Source organism: Erythrobacter sp. S158, from assembly GCF_057364915.1.
On the sequence record NZ_CP200279.1, the window covers coordinates 533,357 to 551,560 of the forward strand.

General features: G+C 61.5%; 16 protein-coding genes and 1 pseudogene. 15 read left to right on the forward strand and 2 right to left on the reverse strand.

What is annotated here, in order from left to right; all coding sequences use genetic code 11:
* From AC0V6T_RS02605 to AC0V6T_RS02635, 7 genes and pseudogenes are all read left to right on the forward strand, one after another.
* Window positions 1-396, forward strand: a complete 396-nt coding sequence (locus AC0V6T_RS02605) for a hypothetical protein (RefSeq protein WP_486124079.1) — start codon at window positions 1-3, stop codon at window positions 394-396.
* A 92-nt stretch (window positions 397-488) separates the two neighbouring features.
* Window positions 489-1,631 carry an acyl-CoA dehydrogenase family protein gene (locus AC0V6T_RS02610; RefSeq protein WP_486124080.1) on the forward strand — a complete coding sequence of 381 codons (1,143 nt, stop codon included), beginning with the start codon at window positions 489-491 and terminating at the stop codon, window positions 1,629-1,631.
* A gap of 82 nt (window positions 1,632-1,713) precedes the next feature.
* Window positions 1,714-2,340 carry a hypothetical protein gene (locus AC0V6T_RS02615; protein ID WP_486124082.1) on the forward strand — a complete coding sequence of 209 codons (627 nt, stop codon included), beginning with the start codon at window positions 1,714-1,716 and terminating at the stop codon, window positions 2,338-2,340.
* A 38-nt stretch (window positions 2,341-2,378) separates the two neighbouring features.
* A complete protein-coding gene (locus AC0V6T_RS02620; RefSeq protein ID WP_486124084.1) occupies window positions 2,379-2,924 on the forward strand; it encodes a hypothetical protein in 546 nt (181 codons plus the stop codon).
* Window positions 2,921-3,661, forward strand: a complete 741-nt coding sequence (locus AC0V6T_RS02625; RefSeq protein ID WP_486124086.1) for an SDR family NAD(P)-dependent oxidoreductase — start codon at window positions 2,921-2,923, stop codon at window positions 3,659-3,661. The genes AC0V6T_RS02620 and AC0V6T_RS02625 overlap by 4 nt, the downstream gene beginning before the upstream one ends.
* Window positions 3,662-4,011: 350 nt before the next feature.
* A pseudogene (locus tag AC0V6T_RS02630) lies at window positions 4,012-4,877 on the forward strand (aldo/keto reductase).
* Between the two features lie 134 nt (window positions 4,878-5,011).
* Window positions 5,012-5,698, forward strand: coding sequence for a response regulator transcription factor (locus tag AC0V6T_RS02635; protein WP_486124088.1), 687 nt, complete (start codon window positions 5,012-5,014; stop codon window positions 5,696-5,698).
* Between the two features lie 86 nt (window positions 5,699-5,784).
* On the opposite strand, the gene AC0V6T_RS02640 is transcribed toward AC0V6T_RS02635, so the two are convergent.
* Both AC0V6T_RS02640 and AC0V6T_RS02645 read right to left on the reverse strand, forming a co-directional pair.
* Complete coding sequence (locus tag AC0V6T_RS02640; RefSeq protein WP_486124090.1) at window positions 5,785-8,493, reverse strand: TonB-dependent receptor domain-containing protein; 2,709 nt, start codon at window positions 8,491-8,493, stop codon at window positions 5,785-5,787.
* A gap of 118 nt (window positions 8,494-8,611) precedes the next feature.
* Window positions 8,612-10,174 carry a hypothetical protein gene (locus tag AC0V6T_RS02645; RefSeq protein ID WP_486124092.1) on the reverse strand — a complete coding sequence of 521 codons (1,563 nt, stop codon included), beginning with the start codon at window positions 10,172-10,174 and terminating at the stop codon, window positions 8,612-8,614.
* Between the two features lie 328 nt (window positions 10,175-10,502).
* On the opposite strand from AC0V6T_RS02645, the gene AC0V6T_RS02650 reads away from it, so the two are divergent.
* From AC0V6T_RS02650 to AC0V6T_RS02685, 8 genes are all read left to right on the forward strand, one after another.
* Window positions 10,503-10,925: a tetratricopeptide repeat protein gene (locus AC0V6T_RS02650; RefSeq protein ID WP_486124094.1), complete on the forward strand. Its 423-nt coding sequence runs from the start codon at window positions 10,503-10,505 to the stop codon at window positions 10,923-10,925.
* 283 nt (window positions 10,926-11,208) lie between these two features.
* On the forward strand, window positions 11,209-11,889 hold the full coding sequence (locus AC0V6T_RS02655) for a lytic transglycosylase domain-containing protein (RefSeq protein WP_486124096.1): 681 nt from the start codon (window positions 11,209-11,211) through the stop codon (window positions 11,887-11,889).
* Window positions 11,890-11,937: 48 nt separating this feature from the next.
* Window positions 11,938-12,243 carry a TrbC/VirB2 family protein gene (locus AC0V6T_RS02660; RefSeq protein WP_486124098.1) on the forward strand — a complete coding sequence of 102 codons (306 nt, stop codon included), beginning with the start codon at window positions 11,938-11,940 and terminating at the stop codon, window positions 12,241-12,243.
* Between the two features lie 8 nt (window positions 12,244-12,251).
* Window positions 12,252-12,536: a VirB3 family type IV secretion system protein gene (locus tag AC0V6T_RS02665; RefSeq protein ID WP_111993170.1), complete on the forward strand. Its 285-nt coding sequence runs from the start codon at window positions 12,252-12,254 to the stop codon at window positions 12,534-12,536.
* Window positions 12,537-12,571: 35 nt separating this feature from the next.
* Entirely contained in the window at window positions 12,572-15,022 is a 2,451-nt protein-coding gene (locus AC0V6T_RS02670) for a VirB4 family type IV secretion/conjugal transfer ATPase (protein ID WP_486124100.1), read from the forward strand.
* Entirely contained in the window at window positions 15,019-16,203 is a 1,185-nt protein-coding gene (locus AC0V6T_RS02675) for a TrbL/VirB6 family protein (RefSeq protein WP_486124102.1), read from the forward strand. The genes AC0V6T_RS02670 and AC0V6T_RS02675 overlap by 4 nt, the downstream gene beginning before the upstream one ends.
* Window positions 16,203-17,048: a TrbG/VirB9 family P-type conjugative transfer protein gene (locus AC0V6T_RS02680; protein WP_486124104.1), complete on the forward strand. Its 846-nt coding sequence runs from the start codon at window positions 16,203-16,205 to the stop codon at window positions 17,046-17,048. The genes AC0V6T_RS02675 and AC0V6T_RS02680 overlap by 1 nt, the downstream gene beginning before the upstream one ends.
* 13 nt (window positions 17,049-17,061) lie before the next feature.
* Entirely contained in the window at window positions 17,062-18,198 is a 1,137-nt protein-coding gene (locus AC0V6T_RS02685; protein WP_486124106.1) for a TraB/TrbI/VirB10 family type IV secretion system protein, read from the forward strand.
* Window positions 18,199-18,204 lie beyond the last annotated feature (6 nt).

Genomic DNA, 18,204 nt, shown 5'->3' on the forward strand with positions numbered 1-18,204 from the left:
ATGTTCGCAAGGTCTCTTTTCGCAAAGTCCGCTGGCGCAGCCGCGCTGCTCGCTGCAACAATCGCCCCGGTCGCCGCTTCGGCGCAGGTGACCGAAGGCGCGCGTGGTTCGTTCCAGCCCAGCTATCACCTCGTGCAGTTGTCGGTCGCGTCGGCTGGCATGTCGACTGAAACATTTGAGGCGCGCACCAAGGAAATCGCTTCCTGCGCGGACGCGATCAACGTTGCCCGCGACATCGACGCAGAGATTACCCGCAATCGCTTCGTCCCGCAGGATCGCCTGCCGGGCGCAGTACAGGATTTGCTCCGCGATCTGCCCACCGGACAGGCCTCACCCGTCTTCAGCAATGACGGCGAAACGATGCGTGTGCTGGTGATCTGCAACAAGGCAAATTGAGCCGCCGCGGGCAGATTGCCCCCTTTACATGAGCGTGGCTCTGAGGTTCAGTTGCACCTCGCAACTGGACCTTAGAGAGAGACCACACCCGCATGCTCGATACCGCGCAACGCACCGCCTACAACGACGATCACGAAGCCTTCCGCGACACCGTTCGCAAGGTCTTCTCCGAACACATGGAGCCGTATCTCGACGATCACGAGGCGGACGGCCTTGTCCCGCGCAAGGCGTGGAAGGCGCTGGGTGAAGCAGGGATGCTGTGCCCGACGGTCAAGGAAGAAAACGGCGGGTTGGGCCTCGATTTCGGGTTCAACTGCGTGCTCGCCGAAGAGCTTGCTTACATGGGCTCGTCCGCCGGCTTCACCCTCCAGAACGACATCACCGTCAACTATTTCGAGCGGCTGGGAAGCGAAGAGCAGAAGGCGAAGTACCTCCCCGGCATGATCTCGGGCGACATCATCAGCGCCATCGCCATGACCGAACCGGGCACGGGCAGCGACCTGCAAGGGATAAAGACCACCGCGATTGAGGATGGCAATCACCTCGTCGTCAACGGCTCCAAGACCTACATCACCAACGGCCAGAACGCTGATGTCGTGATCGTGGTCGCCAAGACCAATCCGGCGGAAGGTGCCAAGGGCACGTCGCTGGTTCTGATCGATGCAGGCACTCCCGGTTTCGAAAAGGGCCGCAACCTCGACAAGATCGGCCAGCATTCGGCCGATACCTCGGAGCTGTTCTTCGCCGATGTGCGCGTGCCTAAGACGAACATCCTTGGCGGAGAAGGGCGCGGCTTCATCCATCTGATGGAAGAGCTGCCGCAGGAACGCCTCAGCATCGCGGTCTCCGCGCAGGCCGGAGCGCAGCGCGCTTTCGACGAAGCGGTCAACTTCACCAAGGACCGCAAGGCGTTCGGCACCACCGTCTTCGAATTCCAGAACACCAAGTTCACTCTCGCCGACCTCAAGGCCAAGCTGCAGGTCGGCTGGGCGCATCTCGACTGGGCGATAGCGCGCCACCTTCGCGGAGAGCTGACCACCGACGAGGCATCGGCTGCCAAGCTGTGGCACACCGAGATGCAGTGGGAGATGGTCGATGCCTGCCTGCAACTGCATGGTGGGGCAGGCTACATGAACGAATACGCCATTGCCCGCCTGTGGCGCGACGCCCGCGTCGCCCGCATTTATGGAGGTACAAGCGAGATCATGAAGGAAGTGGTCAGCCGCGCGATTTGAGGACGCCTAAACCAGTCTCGGTCCGATACACCCATTGTCCGAACCTCAACCATTGGCTTGGCCCGTGCTGGCGTGGGCCTGGATGGTGCTTATCGGCATTGTGGCTCCTGTCACGGTGACATTTTTGATTGCGCAGGGGCAATCTTCATTGCCGCTGAATTCGGCGATTGGCCCGATACTCGCCATCGGCATGATGGGCACCGGAATGATCGCGGCGGCAGCGGCGGGACGCTTTGCGGCAGGCGTGTTGCTCGGTCTGGCGATCGGTATCGGCCTGCTGTTGCTTGCACAGTCGCTGGGACGACAGGTGCTGCCCTATCTGCCTGCGCTCGGGCTCGCGGTTCTTGCCGCGAGTATCAGTTTCGCAGCGCGCGGCGCTCTATTCGCGAAGAGCATGGGCGGCAAAGGCTGGTTGATGGCGCTGTTCGTGGTCGCCGGTGAAGCGGCGATTTTGCTTACCGCTTTGGCAATGCCGGGCGCGCTGCCGGAATGGCTGCTGGCGTTGCTGCCAGCGCAATGGGCCAGTTTGGCAATACAATCCGGTTTCGCCGAGGCCGGAATGCTCGGAGCATGGGCGGCCTTACTCGCTCTGGGCGGAACGGCGGCGGCGACGCTCTTGGTGGCAAGGCTTTGGCCAAGCCGCTGGCCTTACCTGGTGATGTTTACAACGTGGCTAGGTTTGTCGGCACTGGTGTATTACCACTCGTGATCTCCGCTCAACTGACCGAAACCGTAGGAGGGTCGCGAATGTGCCAGTTCAAGATGCTCTTGCTCGCACCTCTCGTTTTGGTCGCTGGGTGTGATACCCCGAGCGGAGCAAGTTTTCCTCCTGATCGCCAAAAGCTGCTCGTATCTGACGAAGATTACCTCGCAAATGAGTATTGTTGGGGTGGCGTTAGGCTGGAAGAGAAAGGAACATGGATCCCGGTTGAGTTTGCCGTCGATGAAACTGAGAACTTTACCAAAGTCGGCATCTCGTCACAGACTTGCGAGCTTCTTTCGATAGTCGACTTCGAACGAGACGCGTCGCAAGTTCCACCATATTTTCCCTTCGAATGGCACGCAGATCATTTCGAGTTTGTGTTCTCCGATGACCTTGATGATCAAGACAGTTTGTTCCGATCATCAAGATTGCTCTCGTCGCTGAGCATGGTGAGCGTAAAATACTCGGATGCCGTGGTCTTTTTAGACGGCTATATGAAGCTCGGTCCCGATTTTAGCCTGCCTGCTGGCGGTGGCACCGCATTCACCGTTATTGCAGTCAAGAGTGGCCAAGCGAGAGAAAACCAATGACCAGCCCACTCGATTTCACCGACAAACGCGTCCTCGTGATCGGCGGTTCGAGCGGGATCGGAAATGGCATTGCGCAACGCTTTCAGGCGCACGGCGCTGAGGTTATCGTCACTGGCACCCGGCCCGATGCGGGCGATTATCTGGAAGCCGAGGACAGCGACTTTCGCGGCCTTTCTTATCGCCAGCTTGATGTGACCGACCGTGAGGCTGCGGCGAAGCTTGCCGCTGAGATCGGCGCGATTGATGTGCTGATCCAGTGCCAGGGGATCGTTCGCTATGGCCGCAAGGAGTTCGAGCGGCCCGGCTGGGACGACGTGATCGACGTCAACTTGAACTCAGTCGCCGACTGCGCGTGGGCGTTTCATCCTGCGCTTGGGCAAAGCGACGGGACGATGATCGTCGTGTCTTCGGTGGCGGCGTTCAAGTCGGTGATCGGCAACCCCGCCTATGCGGCGTCAAAGGCTGGCGCGGCGAGCCTTGTGAAAACACTGGGCGAGGCGTGGGCGAGGGATGGCATTCGCGTCAATGGCATCGCGCCGGGGCTGGTCCCGACCAAGTTGACCGCTGTCACTACCGAGCACCCCGAACGGCTGGAGGCTTCGCTGCGCTCGATCCCGCTTCGCCGCATGGGTACGCCCGAAGACATGGCGGGCGCGGCGCTGTTCCTTGCATCGCCCCTGTCGAGCTACATGACCGGGCAGACGCTGGTGGTCGATGGCGGACTGACGCTGAGTTGAGGCCCGCGTCGGTTTCCTACTGGATGGGCGACTGCTAGAACGCAGTCTCAAGCATTGTCACGCCGCCGAGATCTGGAAAGTCACATATCCTACAGCCGCATTTCTCGAAATTGCCAATTTTCACAGGGCCTTGCGGGCAGGGCTCATATTTTCAAACCAACCCCTTGCGTGGTCCATCGAAGGAGTAACCGCTCATGAAATTCACCCGTCTTGGAAACTCGGGCCTGATGGTCTCGCGCCTGTGTCTTGGCTGCATGAGCTATGGCGACACGACCAAGGGATGGCACGGCGACTGACTGCTTGATGAGGATGCAAGCCGCCCGTTCTTCCGGCAGGCGCTGGAGGGAGGGATCAACTTCTTCGATACCGCCAACGTCTACTCCGGCGGAACGTCGGAAGAGATCACGGGCAAGCTGCTCGGCGAGATGGCGCGGCGCGATGAGATCGTGGTTGCGACCAAGGCGTACTTCCCGTGGCGGCAGGCTCCCAATGCCGGGGGCAATTCGCGCAAAAGCCTGATGCAGGCCATCGATGACAGCCTGACGCGGCTGGGCATGGACTATGTCGACCTGCTCCAGATCCACCGCTGGACGATGCGACGCCGATCGAGGAGACGATGGAGGCGCTGCATGACATCGTGAAGGCGGGCAAGGCGCTGCATATCGGGGCGTCCTCGATGTATGCATGGCAATTCGCCAAGGCGCAGGAAACCGCGCGGGCGAATGGGTGGACGCCCTTCATCTCGATGCAGAACCAGCTGAACCTGCTCTACCGCGAGGAAGAGCGCGAGATGCTGCCTCTGTGCGAGGATGAAGGCGTGGGCGTGATCCCGTGGAGCCCGCTTGCACGCGGGCGGCTGGCAAGGCCGCTTGGCGAGGAGACGGTGCGCTCGAAAACCGACGGGGTGGGCAAGGCGCTCTACAAGGACGAGGACGAGGCCGACCAGTCGATCATCACGGCGCTTGCAGAGCTTGCCGAGAAACGCGGCGATGCGATGGCGAGCATCGCTCTCGCCTGGCACTTCACCCGGCCAGCCATGTGCGCGCCGATCATCGGCGCGACCAAGCCGCACCACCTCGAAGCTGCGCTTGCCGCAGTGGAGCTTGAACTGGCCGATGACGAGGTTGCTTTGCTGGAGAAACCCTATCGTCCCAAACAGCCCACTGGCCTTGGCATGGGGCTACCGCCGATGGAGACGGTTTCGGTCAGGAGTTGAGCGTCTTAGCGCCGGTTTCGGGCGGTTTGTGACAAGCATGACGAACTCGTGTGCTTCTCGTCACGAACGCGTCACAAGCGCGCGTCAGTTCCCGTGGTGCACTGCCTTTGCAACCACTGGACTTGGCCCGGCTCATGGATGTCATAACCGTCTTCCTGACCAGCGATCTCGGCGATGGCCCGGATAGCTTTCGCGAAGACTTCATCCATGATGGTCGCCGGATCACCTTCGACCGGCTGGGGGCCGATGGCCCCAAACGGCTCGTCGATGGCGCATTGTGGGTCTTCGTCGACTGGGTGATGGAGGACCTCGCCGGGCTCGAAATGTGCCGCCGGTTGCGCGCTGATGAGCGCACCGCCGAAGCGCATATCACGATGGTGCTTGAAGAGGACGACGAAGAGGATCGCCGCCGGGCGCTGAAGGCCGGAGCTGATGACTATGTGGTTGGTCCGCTCAGCCGCACTGGCGTGCTCGACCGGGTGCTCGCGCTGCAGAGCAAGACGCCCGACCGGCACGCAACACGCCGCACCCAGATTGGCGAGCTGTCGATCGACATGGCGGCCCTTCAGGCGCGCTGGGCCGATGAGCCGATCAAGCTGCGGCCCAACGAGTTCCGACTGCTGCGCTTCTTCGCGGAGAACCCCAACACGGTGATGAGCCGGGATGACCTCATCGCGGGGCTGGGCAAGCGCGAACCGCAGATCGACGAGCGAACGGTCGATGTCTGGGTCGGACGGCTGCGGCGCGCGATCAAGGCGGCGGGTGGCGGCAACCCACTGCGCACCGTGCGCGGGGCAGGTTACGTCTTCGACATCGGCTGAGCGCGCCAGCACTTCCAGAGCTCCAACGAAAAGGGCCGCTCCCATGATGGAAGCGGCCCTTTTGGAGTGCCGGAGAGGTCAGGCGATCAGAAGTCGGCCTTGATCCCCAGCGAGAAAGACGTTCCCACGTCGAAGGTGTTGAACTCCACTCGGTTCGCGCCGAGCTCCTGGAACTCGAAGTTGTCGCGGCCAGTGATGTTGCGGACCTCGAAGCTCAGCTCCATCGGAACACCAAGCTGAAGCTCGGTGCGAGCGACGATGTCGATCGTGAGGCCCGGATCCTCGACGAAATCGGGCTGCGCGCCGGCACGCTGCGTCACACGCTCGCTCGCATAGTTGAAGAGCACTGAGAGCTGCTGCGTCTTCTCGGTGTCCTCGATCCCGATCGAGATGTTGGCGAGGTGATCGGACTGACCCACCAGCGGAGCGCCATCGTCGAAGATGAGGCTGGCAAGCTGATTGGCGTTGCCGGGCACCGGTGCAATGTCGGTGTCGCTGACCGAAAGCTCCGACTGGGTGTAGGTGTAGTTGGCGATGAAGAGCAGCTGCTTGGTCTCCCAGAAGCTGCCGCCCATGCCATACAGGTCAATGCCGTAGACCGCGTCGAGCTCAAGCCCGTAGAGCTCAGCCGAAGGTGCGTTTGCAAAGCTGGTGAAGACCTGGCCCGATGCGACGTTGAACGTGCTCTCGATCGGGTTGTCGATCTCCTTGTAGAAGCCTGCTAGGCTCACCCGGTTGGGACCGCCCATATAGTACTCGGCGCGGACTTCGGCGTTGATCAGCTCGGAGTCCTGAAGCAGCGGGTTACCCTGGAAGAGCCGGTTGGATTCCGGATCGAAGTAACGCTGCTCGACGAGCTCGCGGAACTGCGGACGGGCGATCGTCTGCGATGCCGAAGCGCGCAGCTGGAAGTCGGGAATCGGCTCCCACGTAATCGTACCCGAGGGCAGGAAGTAGTCGTTGAAGATGTTGGTCGGCGTCGCACCTGCAATCGGGGTGTTGAACACAGACTGGTCAAGCGCCACGACCTGGCTTGCATCTTCGTAACGAAGACCCGCTTCCAGCGTCAGCGTGTCGGTCGGCAGCCAGCGCACGAGGCCGTAGCCAGCCTGCGTTTCGAGAGCTGCATCAAACACAGGGAATGGCGTTGCTTCGGTCAGGTTCACATTGAACCCTGAGAGAGTTGCGCCGTTGATAATGTCGCCCGGACGACGAAGGCCGAGCGCAACCGCTGCGGTTTCGTTCAGGCCCAGATCGACATTGGCAGGGTCGGGCGAAATGAACGGACGAAACTCGCGGCTCTCCGAACGGCGGTCGGTGTCCGAATAGGCGTAGCCGACGGTCGCCTCGAAGTTGTCGGTGATCTCGTAGCCGAGGTCGATGCCGCCATACCAAAGCTCTTCTTGCAGGTCGTCGAAGGCGACCGTGGTGATCCCTGCGTCGGACAGCTGGTTGAAGTAGGCGACGAACAGATCGCCGAACTGGTTGCCGGTGAAGTTGGTGCGGGTGTAGCTGAAGGTCGTGTTGAACGGCGCTTCGCGATCGGTGCGAGCATAGCCGCCACGCAGATCAACGCTGAGACGATCAAAATCGAGCTCAGCAACAAGCTGCGTGTCCATCAGCTGACGCTCAAACCATGCGGTCTGCTGGTTGATGAAGTCAAAGCCTGTCTCACCGGGGAAGGGATCGAAGGCTTCCTCAAGACGTGCGGTCTTGAGAGTGTCGCGGATGTAGAGGTTGGTCCAGCGAACGGTGTGCGGTCCGAAATCCAGACCTAAGCCGAGGAGGCCGTTCACCAGGATGTTCTCATCGGTGATGAAGGTCTCGCTGGTTTCGAAAACCTCGCTGAGGTCGTTGTTGCCGCGCTGCGAGAGGACCTGGCGGTTGCGCAGGCTGTTCTTGATAGAAGCCGTCGCAATCACGCCGAGGAAGGTGTCATCGCCAAGCTCAAACGAAAGCCCGCCGGTGATCGAGCCCGAGAAATTCGGGCGCTGCGAGTTGTCACGCTGGAGAGTTACCAGGTTCAGCGGGAAAAGCTGACCGGCAATGCCTTCGGACGTTGCAAGGTCGACCGTACCGATACGCTCGCCGCTGTCGAAGAAGGCCTGCAGGTTCGACGGAATGTCGCGGTTGCCGTTGTCGAAACCGAACGAGTCCAGATCGGAGCCGAAATAGGTCAGGCCGTTCTCGAACGTGGTCTCGCTGTCACCGCTGATGCCGAAGCTGACGGAAAGGAAGTCCTCTACCGGGACTGCCTTGGTGGTGAGGTTGATCACACCGCCGCCGAACTCGCCCGGATAGTTGGCAGAATAGGTCTTCTGCACAAGGCTCGATGCAATGACGTTGGTCGGGAAGATGTCGAGCGGAACGACGCGGCTGAGCGGTTCCGGGCTTGGAAGGGGAAGACCGTTGAGGAGGGCGAGCGAGTAACGATCACCCAGACCGCGAACGAAGACGCGGCCGTCGCCGACGAGCGAAAGGCCCGTCACACGGCCGAGCGCGCCTGCAATGTCGCCTTCGCCGGTACGTGCGATGTCCGCTTCGGACAGGACGTTGAGCACCTGCGTGGAGGAACGCTCCGGATTGCGGTTGCGACGTCCGGTAACGATGATCCCCGATCCTCCGGGAACCGAGATATCGGGCTCTTCAACCTGTTCGTCCTGCGGGTCCTGCTGGACGTCCTGCGCCAGTTCGTCGGTCTCGTTCGTATCGGTCGACTGAGCGTGCAGGACCGTTGGAAAAGTGAGCGACGTGGTGAGAAGCAGCAGCCCTGCCAGGCGCTTGCCAGTCGACATAGTGTGAGACCCCCTCATGATTAGGTCTTGTAGATCGGATCGAGCCGGAAGGGCCCGTAAATGGCAAAATGGGAGGCGCCAGAAACGGGCGCCTCCCACAAAGATCGAAAGGCGCCGATTAGTAGACCGGCAGCGAGGTGCAGTCGCCGGTGGCGCTGCCGAAGTCGAGGATCGACGAGTTGCAGGTCCAGTCACCGAAGTCGTCGGCGATGGCGCTTGCAATGGCGCCAACGAAGCCGAGGTCGGTGAAGAAGGACGAACGGGCGGTCGCGTCGAAGGCGGTCACGCCGTTCTCGAACGAGCCGTTCACAACCGTGTCGACCAGCGTCAGCGTCGCGGTCACGTCGTTGTTGGTACCGGCATCGACAACCGCCTGAACCTGTGCGTCCGAAGGACCGTCAGAGCCGCGAACCGGGCGATCAACGCCGTCGCAAACCACTGAGTCGAAGCCGATCAGAGCGTCGAGCGTGATCTGCTCGTCGACGCGGATGCAGACGTCGGCTGCGGTGTCGAGGTCGATGACTGAGTTGGTCACGCCGAGAGCAGCACCGCCGCGAACGCGCAAAGCCTGGCCCGAAGCTGACGAACGCTGGACGAAGGTGAAGTTATTGAACTGGCCACGGCTCTGCGGGAGAGCGTTGCCAGGCGTGCCGTCACCCAGATCGTCGGGCGAGTCGAATTCGACCAGGCTGTCACCGGTGTTGGTGCGCTGAACAGCGATGCCGGTTTCGATGTTGGTCTGAACGCCGCTGTCGAGGTCGATCGAGTCGTCCGACGCGCCGATCACGGCGAGGTTACGGACGTTGACCGAGCCGCCGAAGAATTCGACACCGTCATCCGAGCTGTTGAACGAGAGGAGGTTCTCGATAACCGTGCCCGAACCGGTGCCGCCGGTGGTCAGCGACTGAAGTTCGTTCGCCTGCTGAAGCTCAAAACCCGAGAAGCGGATCTGGTTGAAGGTGAACGAACCCGAGCTGTCTGCATCGTCGGTGCCGCCGAACGGCGTTGCAACGACGGTACCTTCGAGCTGCTGCTCACACTGCGGGTTGGCGTTGGGAGCCGAAGCGGTGTTGAAGACCTGGGTCGAACAATCCGAGACCGGAGCGCGGCCAAGAAGAACGACGCCACCCCACTGTGCATCGCTGCCGTCGCTCGAGAGGCCGAGAACGTTGTCGCGGCTTGTCCAGACGATCGGGCGATCGGCGGTGCCGTCAGCTGCGATGGTGTTGCCGCGGTTCACGACGAAGAACGATTCGGCCTGCGCGAAGAGGATCACGCCCGGTTCGATCGTCAGGTTGACGTCGCTGCCGGTGCTCGAGAAGCCCTGGTCGGTGCCGACGTTTACGCGGCCCGAGATCTCATAAAGAAGGCCGTCGATGAAGGGCAGGGTGTCGTCTGCGTTGAAGGTCGTCGGTAGCTGACACACGCGATATTCGCCGGTCGGGCCTTCGATCGTGCCTGCGTCGGTAAGACCGCCGGTCGATGCAATTGTCGGGCAGCCAGCAGCCGGAGTGACCAGTGACTGGGTCGGCGTCGGGGTCGGGGTCGGGGTGGGAGTTGGCGACGGATTGTTGATGATGATGTCGCCGCTGGTGCCAGGCGAGACGATTTCGTCTGCGCCGCAGCCCGCAAGAGCAACAATGCTGGCGCCAAGGACGAGAGTGCGTTGGATATTCTTCACAGCGAGCGGTCCCCTAGAAAAACCGAGAATCGAAAAATCGAAAGCGCGCGAATGGTGGCGCCGCAGACTCCGCTAGGGACGGTAAGTGACAGAATTTTTGCTGTGCGATGCTTTTTGCGACAGGACTGTCACATGACTGAAAAAAGACAAATGCGACTGAGCAAAATTACGTAACTGTAACATAAATGAAATAGGGGTTCGCATTCAAACTACTGAAATATCGATGAAAAATACCGTTCAATGGCAGCTGTATGACAATGTTACAGTTGTATTGCATTTTTAAGAAACACGTCGCATCATGCTCTCACAAGAAAAGGAGGGCATGCCAATGTCATACAAAAACAAGAACCGGCTCGGCCTGACAGCGATTCTCGCAGCGAGCGCTGCAATCGCGGTGCCTGCACACGCACAATCTGTGACGCCAACCGATGCAGGTCTGTCGGCGCAGACACTGTCGGACGGAGAGACTATCCGCGCCATCGCCGCGCTCGAGGCTGAGCTTGAAGCGCATCCGGGCGATCCTGCGCTGCTCATCAATCTTGGCATCGCACATGCGCAGATAGGCGAGATCGATAAGGCCCGTGCAAATTTTGAAGCAGCGATGCGCAGTCGCGAAGTGCTCGACCTCGAGACAGCTAACGGAACCACGACGGATTCGCGCCGGTTGGCACGCAAGGCCATCGCAATGCTGGATCGCGGGGAGTTCCTTCCTGAGCGGGCAAGTGGCAGCCAGTTCACCTTGCGTGACTGATTGACGGCCACAGCAACAAGCGCGGTTCGGGCTCGCAAAGGTTGGCCGTGCTCTTTGCTTTGAAAGCGGATGCCAAAAATCCGCACTTGTGGCTTTATACTTTAGGGCGCGTCTGAGGTGCCCTTTACAGCGGGCGCGAAGCACATCGCTTCGCGCCCGCTTTTGTTTGCCACTTCGTCGCGAAGAAAGGCCGCAAGGACGGTCTGGAGCAGAGTGTGTTCTGCGAGACTGTCACCCGCTTGTCATTTACGGTAGACAAAGGAGAAGCCTCTGGAGGACAGCAATGATTCTCGCGCGTGCGAGCAGATCTGTATCGCTGGGCATGACACTCCCGTCGGCGCTTCTGGCGCTGGCATTTATGGCGAGCACGGCCCACGCTGACGTCATGGAAGTTGACGCAGACGGTGCCCGTTGGGTGGCCGGAGGTCAGCGCGTGGAGGCTGCGAACTCCGTGCTTGTCGGCGAAACGGATCAGGGCTTTCTGGTCGAAGACGGCGCGACAGAATTAAGCGCGATCTACGTCCCGGAAAACATCGTGGGCGACACGGTCCGTCACGCTTCCGGCATCCCGCCGCAATATGCAGCCAAGATCCATGAGCTCGCGCAGCGGTTCGATCTGAGCCCCGCTTTGCTCGAAGCGGTCGTCTGGCAAGAAAGCCGCTGGCGCCCCACCGCTGTGTCGCATGCAGGAGCGCGCGGTCTTGCTCAATTGATGCCTGGCACGGCGCGTGATCTTGGCGTCGATCCGGATGATCCAATGCAGAATCTCGAGGGCGGGGCGCGTTACTTGCGCGAACAGCTCGATCGTTTCGAAGGCGATCTCGAAAAGGCGCTCGCCGCCTACAATGCAGGGCCGGGGCGGGTGATCCGTGCTGGCGGCATTCCCAATATTCGTGAGACGCGCCAATATGTTGCCGCCATTATGGGTCGGCTGTCGAACCATTCTCGCCCCGGCGCGCAATAGGCGCAAGATTGCCCGGGCTTCTCCGTTTAAAGGACTATGGATTACCCAATGACTTCGCTTTCTCGTCTTTCGGCCCGTCTGGCTGCTTTCCTCGCGCTCATCGCCATGCCGAGCGCCGCCTTCGCGCAGCAGACGCCCCAGCAGAGCGGTGATCCGATCACGACCGCGCTCGTCTGGATGCAGTCGATCCTGCTTGGCCCTATTGCGACCACGGTTGCCGTCATGGCTGTCGCTGGTGTTGGCTTCATGATGCTGACCGGCCGGATGAACTGGCGCTATGGCGCAACGGTCATAATCGGCGTCTTCATCATTTTCGGCGCGCCGCGCCTCGTTGCGACGATCAGCGCGGTGTGACCTAGGCGATGAGCGATCTCGTCCGTCACCCGGTGCACCGCACGCTGACCCGCCCGCAGATGTTCATGGGCGTGACGATGAATTTCTTCATCATCAACATGATGGTGACGACGATTTCGTTTCTGATCCTGAATTCGTTCTGGATCGTGCCGGTGCCGTTCGTGATGCACGCCATCGGCTATTTTGCTTCGCTGCGCGAACCGCGTATCTTCGATTTGTGGATCACGAAGGTATCGAAATGCCCGCGCATTCCGAATTTCCGTCGTTGGGGCTGCAACAGCTACGCGCCTTAAGCGACGATTTATCCGCCTCTTAGGGAGGGGCACAGATGGTGAAATGGATCGGACCTGCCGCATGGAGCGCGCGAGAAACGCGTGTCGGCGATCGCCTGCCTTACGAGCGGCTGATCGACGAAAGCACCGTGCTGCTGCGCGATGGATCGGTCATGAGCGCGATCCAGGTGCCCGGCCTGCTGTTCGAGACTGAGGATTCCGACGCTCTCAACGCACATGCCGCGACGCGCGAAGTGGTCTTGCGTTCGACGCTAGATGCGCGCTTCGTTCTGTATCACCATGTGATCCGTCGCCGGGTTGAGGTTGAACTCGACGCCGAGTTCCCCGATCCGCTCTCGCGCCATATCGATGCGCGCTGGAAAGAGCGGCTTGCTGGCGGCTCGCTGTTCATCAACGATCAGTTCGTCACGCTCATCCGCCGTCCCGCACGCGGTAAGACCGGCTTGCCGGAGCGCATGAGCAAGTTCTTCTCTCGCCAGGGCAAGGAAGAGCTTGAGGCCGATCCCAACGATATCCGCAGCCTGAAAGCGGCAGTTACCGGTCTGACGGCCTCGCTGTCGGCCTATGGTGCGGCAGTCCTCGGCGATTATGTCGCGCCGGGAACCAAGGACGGCACCAATTCCGAGATGCTCGAGCTGCTCTCGGCGCTCTATAATGGCGAGATGCGCCCAGTTCGTCGTCCCGATGCCGACACTGACATTGGACACATGCTGCCTTATCGTCGGTCCAGTTTCGGTCTCGATGCGATGGAGCTGAAGGGTTCGGGCAAGCCAGACTTTGCAGCGATCATCGGATTGAAGGATTATCCCGAGGCGACCTCGCCGGGACTGCTCGACGGGCTGCTGCGCCTTCCATACGAGATGGTGGTCACCGAAAGCTACGCCCCGAATGAGCGTACAACGGCGCGCGAGAGGATCGACCTTGCGCTGCGTCGCTCGCGGTCGGTCGATGAAGAGGCAGCTGCTGAACGCGCCGACATGATGGCCGCGCGCGACGAGCTTGGTAACGGCTCGGTCGGCTTTGGCGATCATCACCTCACCGTGCTGGTGCGCGAGCGTTCGCTAGACCGGCTTGACGAAGCGACGGCCGCTGCATCTGCGGCGCTTGCCGACACCGGTGCGATCGCCGTGCGCGAGGACACAAATCTCGAGCCGTCGTTCTGGGCACAGTTCCCCGGTAACGAGGAATTCGTCGTGCGCCGCGCGCTCATTTCCTCGGCCAACATGGCGAGCTTCGGCAGCTTCCACGGCTTTGCGCTGGGGCAGGCATCGAACAATCACTGGGGCGATGCTGTCACGCTGCTGGAGACGACCAGCGCGACGCCGTTCTTTTTCAGTTTCCACCACGGCGACCTTGGCAACTTCTCGGTGATCGGGCCGTCGGGTTCGGGTAAGACGGTGGTGATGAATTTCCTCGCCGCGCAGGCGCAGAAGTTCAAACCGCGCACGATCCTTTTCGACAAGGATCGCGGGGCGGAGCTGTTCATTCGCGGCATCGGTGGGCGCTACGACCGAATCAATCCGGGTGAGCCGACCGGCTTCAATCCGCTCTCGCTCCCCGATACGCCTGCGAATAAGGCATTCCTGCGTGACTGGCTGGGCGTGCTGCTAAAGGCCGAGGGGCCCGAGGAATACGCGACGATCAGCGCGGCGGTCGATGCGACTTATGCCAACGATCCAAGCCTTCGCCGCCTGCGCCACTTCAAGGAATTGCTGGCCGGTGCGCGCCGGCCAGAACCGGGCGACCTCGCCGACCGCCTGAGCGCTTGGATCGGAAGCGCCTCTGGCGATGGCGGCGAACATGCGTGGCTCTTCGACAACGAGAAGGACGCGCTCGACCTCGACCAGCGCGTGCTCGGTTTCGACATGACGCAGCTGCTTGAAAACCCGCGTCTGCGCACGCCGACCATGATGTACCTGTTCCACCGGATCGATGAGCGGCTTGACGGTGAGCCGACCATGATCCTGATCGACGAGGGCTGGAAGGCGCTCGACGACGAGGTTTTTGCCGCGCGCATTCGCGACTGGCTCAAGACCTTGCGTAAGCGCAATGCGCTGGTCGGATTTGCGACGCAGTCCGCCCGCGACGCGCTCGAAAGCCGCATCTCGACGGCTCTGGTCGAGCAGACTGCTACGATGGTCTTTATGCCGAACAGTCGCGCACGCCCCGAAGATTACTGCGACGGTTTCGGCCTTACCGACCACGAACTTGCGCTGATCCGCACTTTGCCCGCGCATTCGCGCTGCTTCCTCGTGCGTCAGCCCGATGCGAGCGTGGTGGTGCGGCTTGATCTGTCGGGCGCACCCGAAGTGCTGACCATCCTTTCGGGCCGCGAAAGTGCTGTCCGGCGGCTCGACCTACTGCGTGAAGCCGTCGGTGACGAGCCAAGCGCATGGTACCCGGCGCTCACCAACAAGGCGTGGCCCGACGGCGGGAATGGCGCGGTCGACGAGGACGGCTCGCCCGTCTGGCAGGCGGCGGAATGACGACAAGCTGCGACCTTGCAGCCCAGGACATGGGCACAGGCGTCGCTGCGGCGCTGACCGCGGTCGACTGCATCGCCAGCCAGGTGAGCGAGCAGGCTTTCAACCGTCTGTTCGGCGCCGAAGGGCAGCTTGGCGTGGTACTGACTGTCCTGCTGACGATGTATGTCGCGTTTTTCGGCTTCAGCCTGATGCTGGGCCGCTCGAACCTGTCGGTGCGAGCAGTCATCCCGAAAATGATGACCATCGGCCTCGTGCTGACTTTCGCGACGAGTTTTGCTGCGTTCCAAACCGTGTTCTACAATCTCGTGGTTGGCGGACCCGACCAGATCGCTGGCATCCTGACCGACAGTCAGGGCTCGGCGACTGCCACCTTCGCAACCAAGCTCGACATCGTGTTTATCGCTGTGCAGCAAGCATCGACCGGGCAGACCGACATCAACCTGTTTTCACCACCTGGAATGATGTGGGCGGGGGCGATGCTCCTCCTGCTGGGAACAGTCGGCTTGCTTGTCACTGCGCGTATTGGGATTGCCCTGCTTCTGGCAGTTGGTCCGATCTTTGTCGTGCTTGCCCTGTTCAATGGGACGCGCGGTTTGTTCGTTGGATGGCTCAAGGGACTGGTCATGCTCGCGCTCGGCCCGCTTTTCGCAGTGGTGGGCGGTTCGATCATGCTGGAGCTTGCTGTGCCGATCCTCGCCGCACTCGTCGCCGTACCGGGCCAGATCGATCAGCAAGCCGCGATGGGTTTCTTCGTGGTCGGCTTCGTCCACGTGGTGCTGATGCTGATGGCATTGCTCGTTTCCGCAGTGATGGTCGCCAAATGGGAAGTCTTCGGCTTCGCGCGGCCCGACAAGGTTGTCGACCGCGCTCCGGAACCTGCCCTCGCAGCCGCTCAAGCTGCCCCGGCGAGCCAGCCCCGGTCCACTCAAGTCGCCCCGACAGCGTCCGCCAACGCTGCAGCGCAGCGCCGCATTGACGTAAACGTGCCCAGCCAATCCGCAGCGAATGATAGTGGCTCCAATGGGCCGACGACCGTTCGCGAGACGAAGGTCTTCGCGACATCTTCAGGCAGCGGTCAGGCCGCGCCGGGCAATGCGCAGGTTTCGCGCACCCGTGGGATCGGCAACCGGTTCCGCTCGGCAGGTGCCAACAACGCTCTTTCGAAATCGGAGACCAAGTAATGATCCGCGCCGAACAGCTTCGGCTCCCACTGACTGCTCTGGCGGTTGCGCTTGCCCCGGTGGCTGCGCTGCCCGTCGCAGCGCAAGAAGCAGAAACCGTTCAGGAAACGCCCGGCGGCGATCCTCGGCTTGTGACGCTCGTTTTCGACGAAACCCGCGTTTACACCATTAACGGAAAAGTCCGCGTCCAGACGACGATCAAGTTCGCGCCTGATGAAACGATCCAGAATGTCGGCATCGGCGACAGCAATTCCTGGCAGGTCCAGCCAAATCAAGCGCAGTCGATCCTGTTTGTGAAGCCCTTGGAAGCGAGCGCTCGCACCAACATGACGGTCGTGACCAGCAAGCGCACCTACCTGTTCGATCTCGTGGCGAGCCCTCGCAACGCGCCGCTTTACGTGATGCAGTTCCGCTATCCCGAGCTTGAGAAAGCGGCTGAGGAAGCCGCACTGGCTGCCGCCGCCGCTCAGGAGCGGGAGGAGGCCAATGAGGTCGAGCTTGCAGCGGCGAACGATCCCTATGCTGTGGCGGACCCTGCCATGCTCAACTTTGAATGGGCGGGCGAAGGCAAGAGCGAGCTTTTGCCAGCGCGCACCTATGACGATGGCGAAGCGGTATTCCTGACCTGGCCCGCCGGCACAGCCATTCCGGCGATCCTGATCACCAACGATCAAGGCGATGAAGGGCCTGCCAATTTCACCGTGCGCGGCGATACTGTCGTGCTCGATATGGTCCCGAGCGAAATCATCCTGCGCTCGGGCAATGATAGTGCTACACTGACCAACAATGGCCCGGTGCCTTCGCGCCGCGTCAGCGCCGCGAGCGATCGCGGTCGCGGATCATGAGGGAGATGAAGTAATGCGTCTTGCCATGCGTCTTCCGCCCAAGAAGGGCGATAACGGCAATGCCGAGGGCGGCGACCCGCGCGACGGCGAATCCGCAGAAGTCATCGATCTTGCGAGCCGCAACGGTTATTCCGCCGTCGCCGAGCGCAAGACCAAGACCGAAGGGCTGGGCCTTGCTGCAGGTGTTGCGATTGTCGGCTTGCTCGGAGCGACAACCTTCTGGGCGATGACGGCGGCGGAACTGCCCGATGCGGAAAACACGGGCGGGGTGGGCGCGCAGCCAGCCCAGGCCGCTGCGGTCCCTGCGACCGAGCCTGCGTCGGTTCCTGTTCCTGCCCCCGTCGTTGCACGGCCCGATCCGGCACCGGCTCCGATCCTCGCCAATCCGCCTGCCGTTGCTGCAGGTCCGGCGACCAACCCGCTCGCCAGCCCGACCATGATCTATGATGCAAGCCGTAACGCGTTGAATGCGCAGGCTGCTGAAGCTGCACCCGGTGCGGTGGTCGCCAGCGGACCGGGTGTCGGCGATTCCGGGGCCATCGGTTCTGCAGCAGCCTTTGCAAGCGCTGTGGGCGGCGTCGGCGGTGCTCCCGCGCAGGCTCGACCGATGGTCAATCCGGCCACCACCGTGACCGAAGGCACGATGATCCCGGCGGTGCTCGAAACCGCGATCAACACCGATGTTCCGGGCTATGTCCGCGCGGTCGTGAGCCAGGACGTGCGTAGCTTTGACGGGACGAACGTGCTGATCCCGCGCTCCTCGCGTCTGATCGGCCAATACCAATCGGGCGTGCAGCAGGGTCAAAAGCGTGCTTACGTGATCTGGACCCGCCTAATCCGTCCGGATGGCGCATCGGTCAACATCGCCTCGCCCGCTGTCGCCTTTGACGGCACCACTGGTCTGGAAGGCGATGTGAACAACCACTTCTTCCGCCGGTTTGGTTCCGCCATGCTCTTGTCGGTTGTCGGCGGCCTTGGCGCTATCGCGTCGGGCGGGACTTCAGTTGTCCTAGGCGGAGCAGGGCAGAGCGCTGCCAGCATCGCTGCGCAGCAAGACGGCCAGATCGGCCCGACGATCCGCGTGCGCATGGGTGAACCGATCCGTGTCTTTACCGCGCGCGACCTCGACTTCACCGGCGTTGCCGAGTGATTTGAA

Bases quoted from the DNA above. Each gene is read 5' to 3' on its own strand.
- AC0V6T_RS02605 (WP_486124079.1), top strand. From the start codon at position 1: ATGTTCGCAAGGTCTCTTTTCGCAAAGTCCGCTGGCGCAGCCGCGCTG.
- AC0V6T_RS02610 (WP_486124080.1), top strand. From the start codon at position 489: ATGCTCGATACCGCGCAACGCACCGCCTACAACGACGATCACGAAGCC.
- AC0V6T_RS02615 (WP_486124082.1), top strand. From the start codon at position 1,714: ATGGTGCTTATCGGCATTGTGGCTCCTGTCACGGTGACATTTTTGATT.
- AC0V6T_RS02620 (WP_486124084.1), top strand. From the start codon at position 2,379: ATGTGCCAGTTCAAGATGCTCTTGCTCGCACCTCTCGTTTTGGTCGCT.
- AC0V6T_RS02625 (WP_486124086.1), top strand. From the start codon at position 2,921: ATGACCAGCCCACTCGATTTCACCGACAAACGCGTCCTCGTGATCGGC.
- AC0V6T_RS02635 (WP_486124088.1), top strand. From the start codon at position 5,012: ATGGATGTCATAACCGTCTTCCTGACCAGCGATCTCGGCGATGGCCCG.
- AC0V6T_RS02640 (WP_486124090.1), bottom strand. From the start codon at position 8,493: ATGTCGACTGGCAAGCGCCTGGCAGGGCTGCTGCTTCTCACCACGTCG.
- AC0V6T_RS02650 (WP_486124094.1), top strand. From the start codon at position 10,503: ATGTCATACAAAAACAAGAACCGGCTCGGCCTGACAGCGATTCTCGCA.
- AC0V6T_RS02655 (WP_486124096.1), top strand. From the start codon at position 11,209: ATGATTCTCGCGCGTGCGAGCAGATCTGTATCGCTGGGCATGACACTC.
- AC0V6T_RS02660 (WP_486124098.1), top strand. From the start codon at position 11,938: ATGACTTCGCTTTCTCGTCTTTCGGCCCGTCTGGCTGCTTTCCTCGCG.
- AC0V6T_RS02665 (WP_111993170.1), top strand. From the start codon at position 12,252: ATGAGCGATCTCGTCCGTCACCCGGTGCACCGCACGCTGACCCGCCCG.
- AC0V6T_RS02670 (WP_486124100.1), top strand. From the start codon at position 12,572: ATGGTGAAATGGATCGGACCTGCCGCATGGAGCGCGCGAGAAACGCGT.
- AC0V6T_RS02675 (WP_486124102.1), top strand. From the start codon at position 15,019: ATGACGACAAGCTGCGACCTTGCAGCCCAGGACATGGGCACAGGCGTC.
- AC0V6T_RS02680 (WP_486124104.1), top strand. From the start codon at position 16,203: ATGATCCGCGCCGAACAGCTTCGGCTCCCACTGACTGCTCTGGCGGTT.
- AC0V6T_RS02685 (WP_486124106.1), top strand. From the start codon at position 17,062: ATGCGTCTTGCCATGCGTCTTCCGCCCAAGAAGGGCGATAACGGCAAT.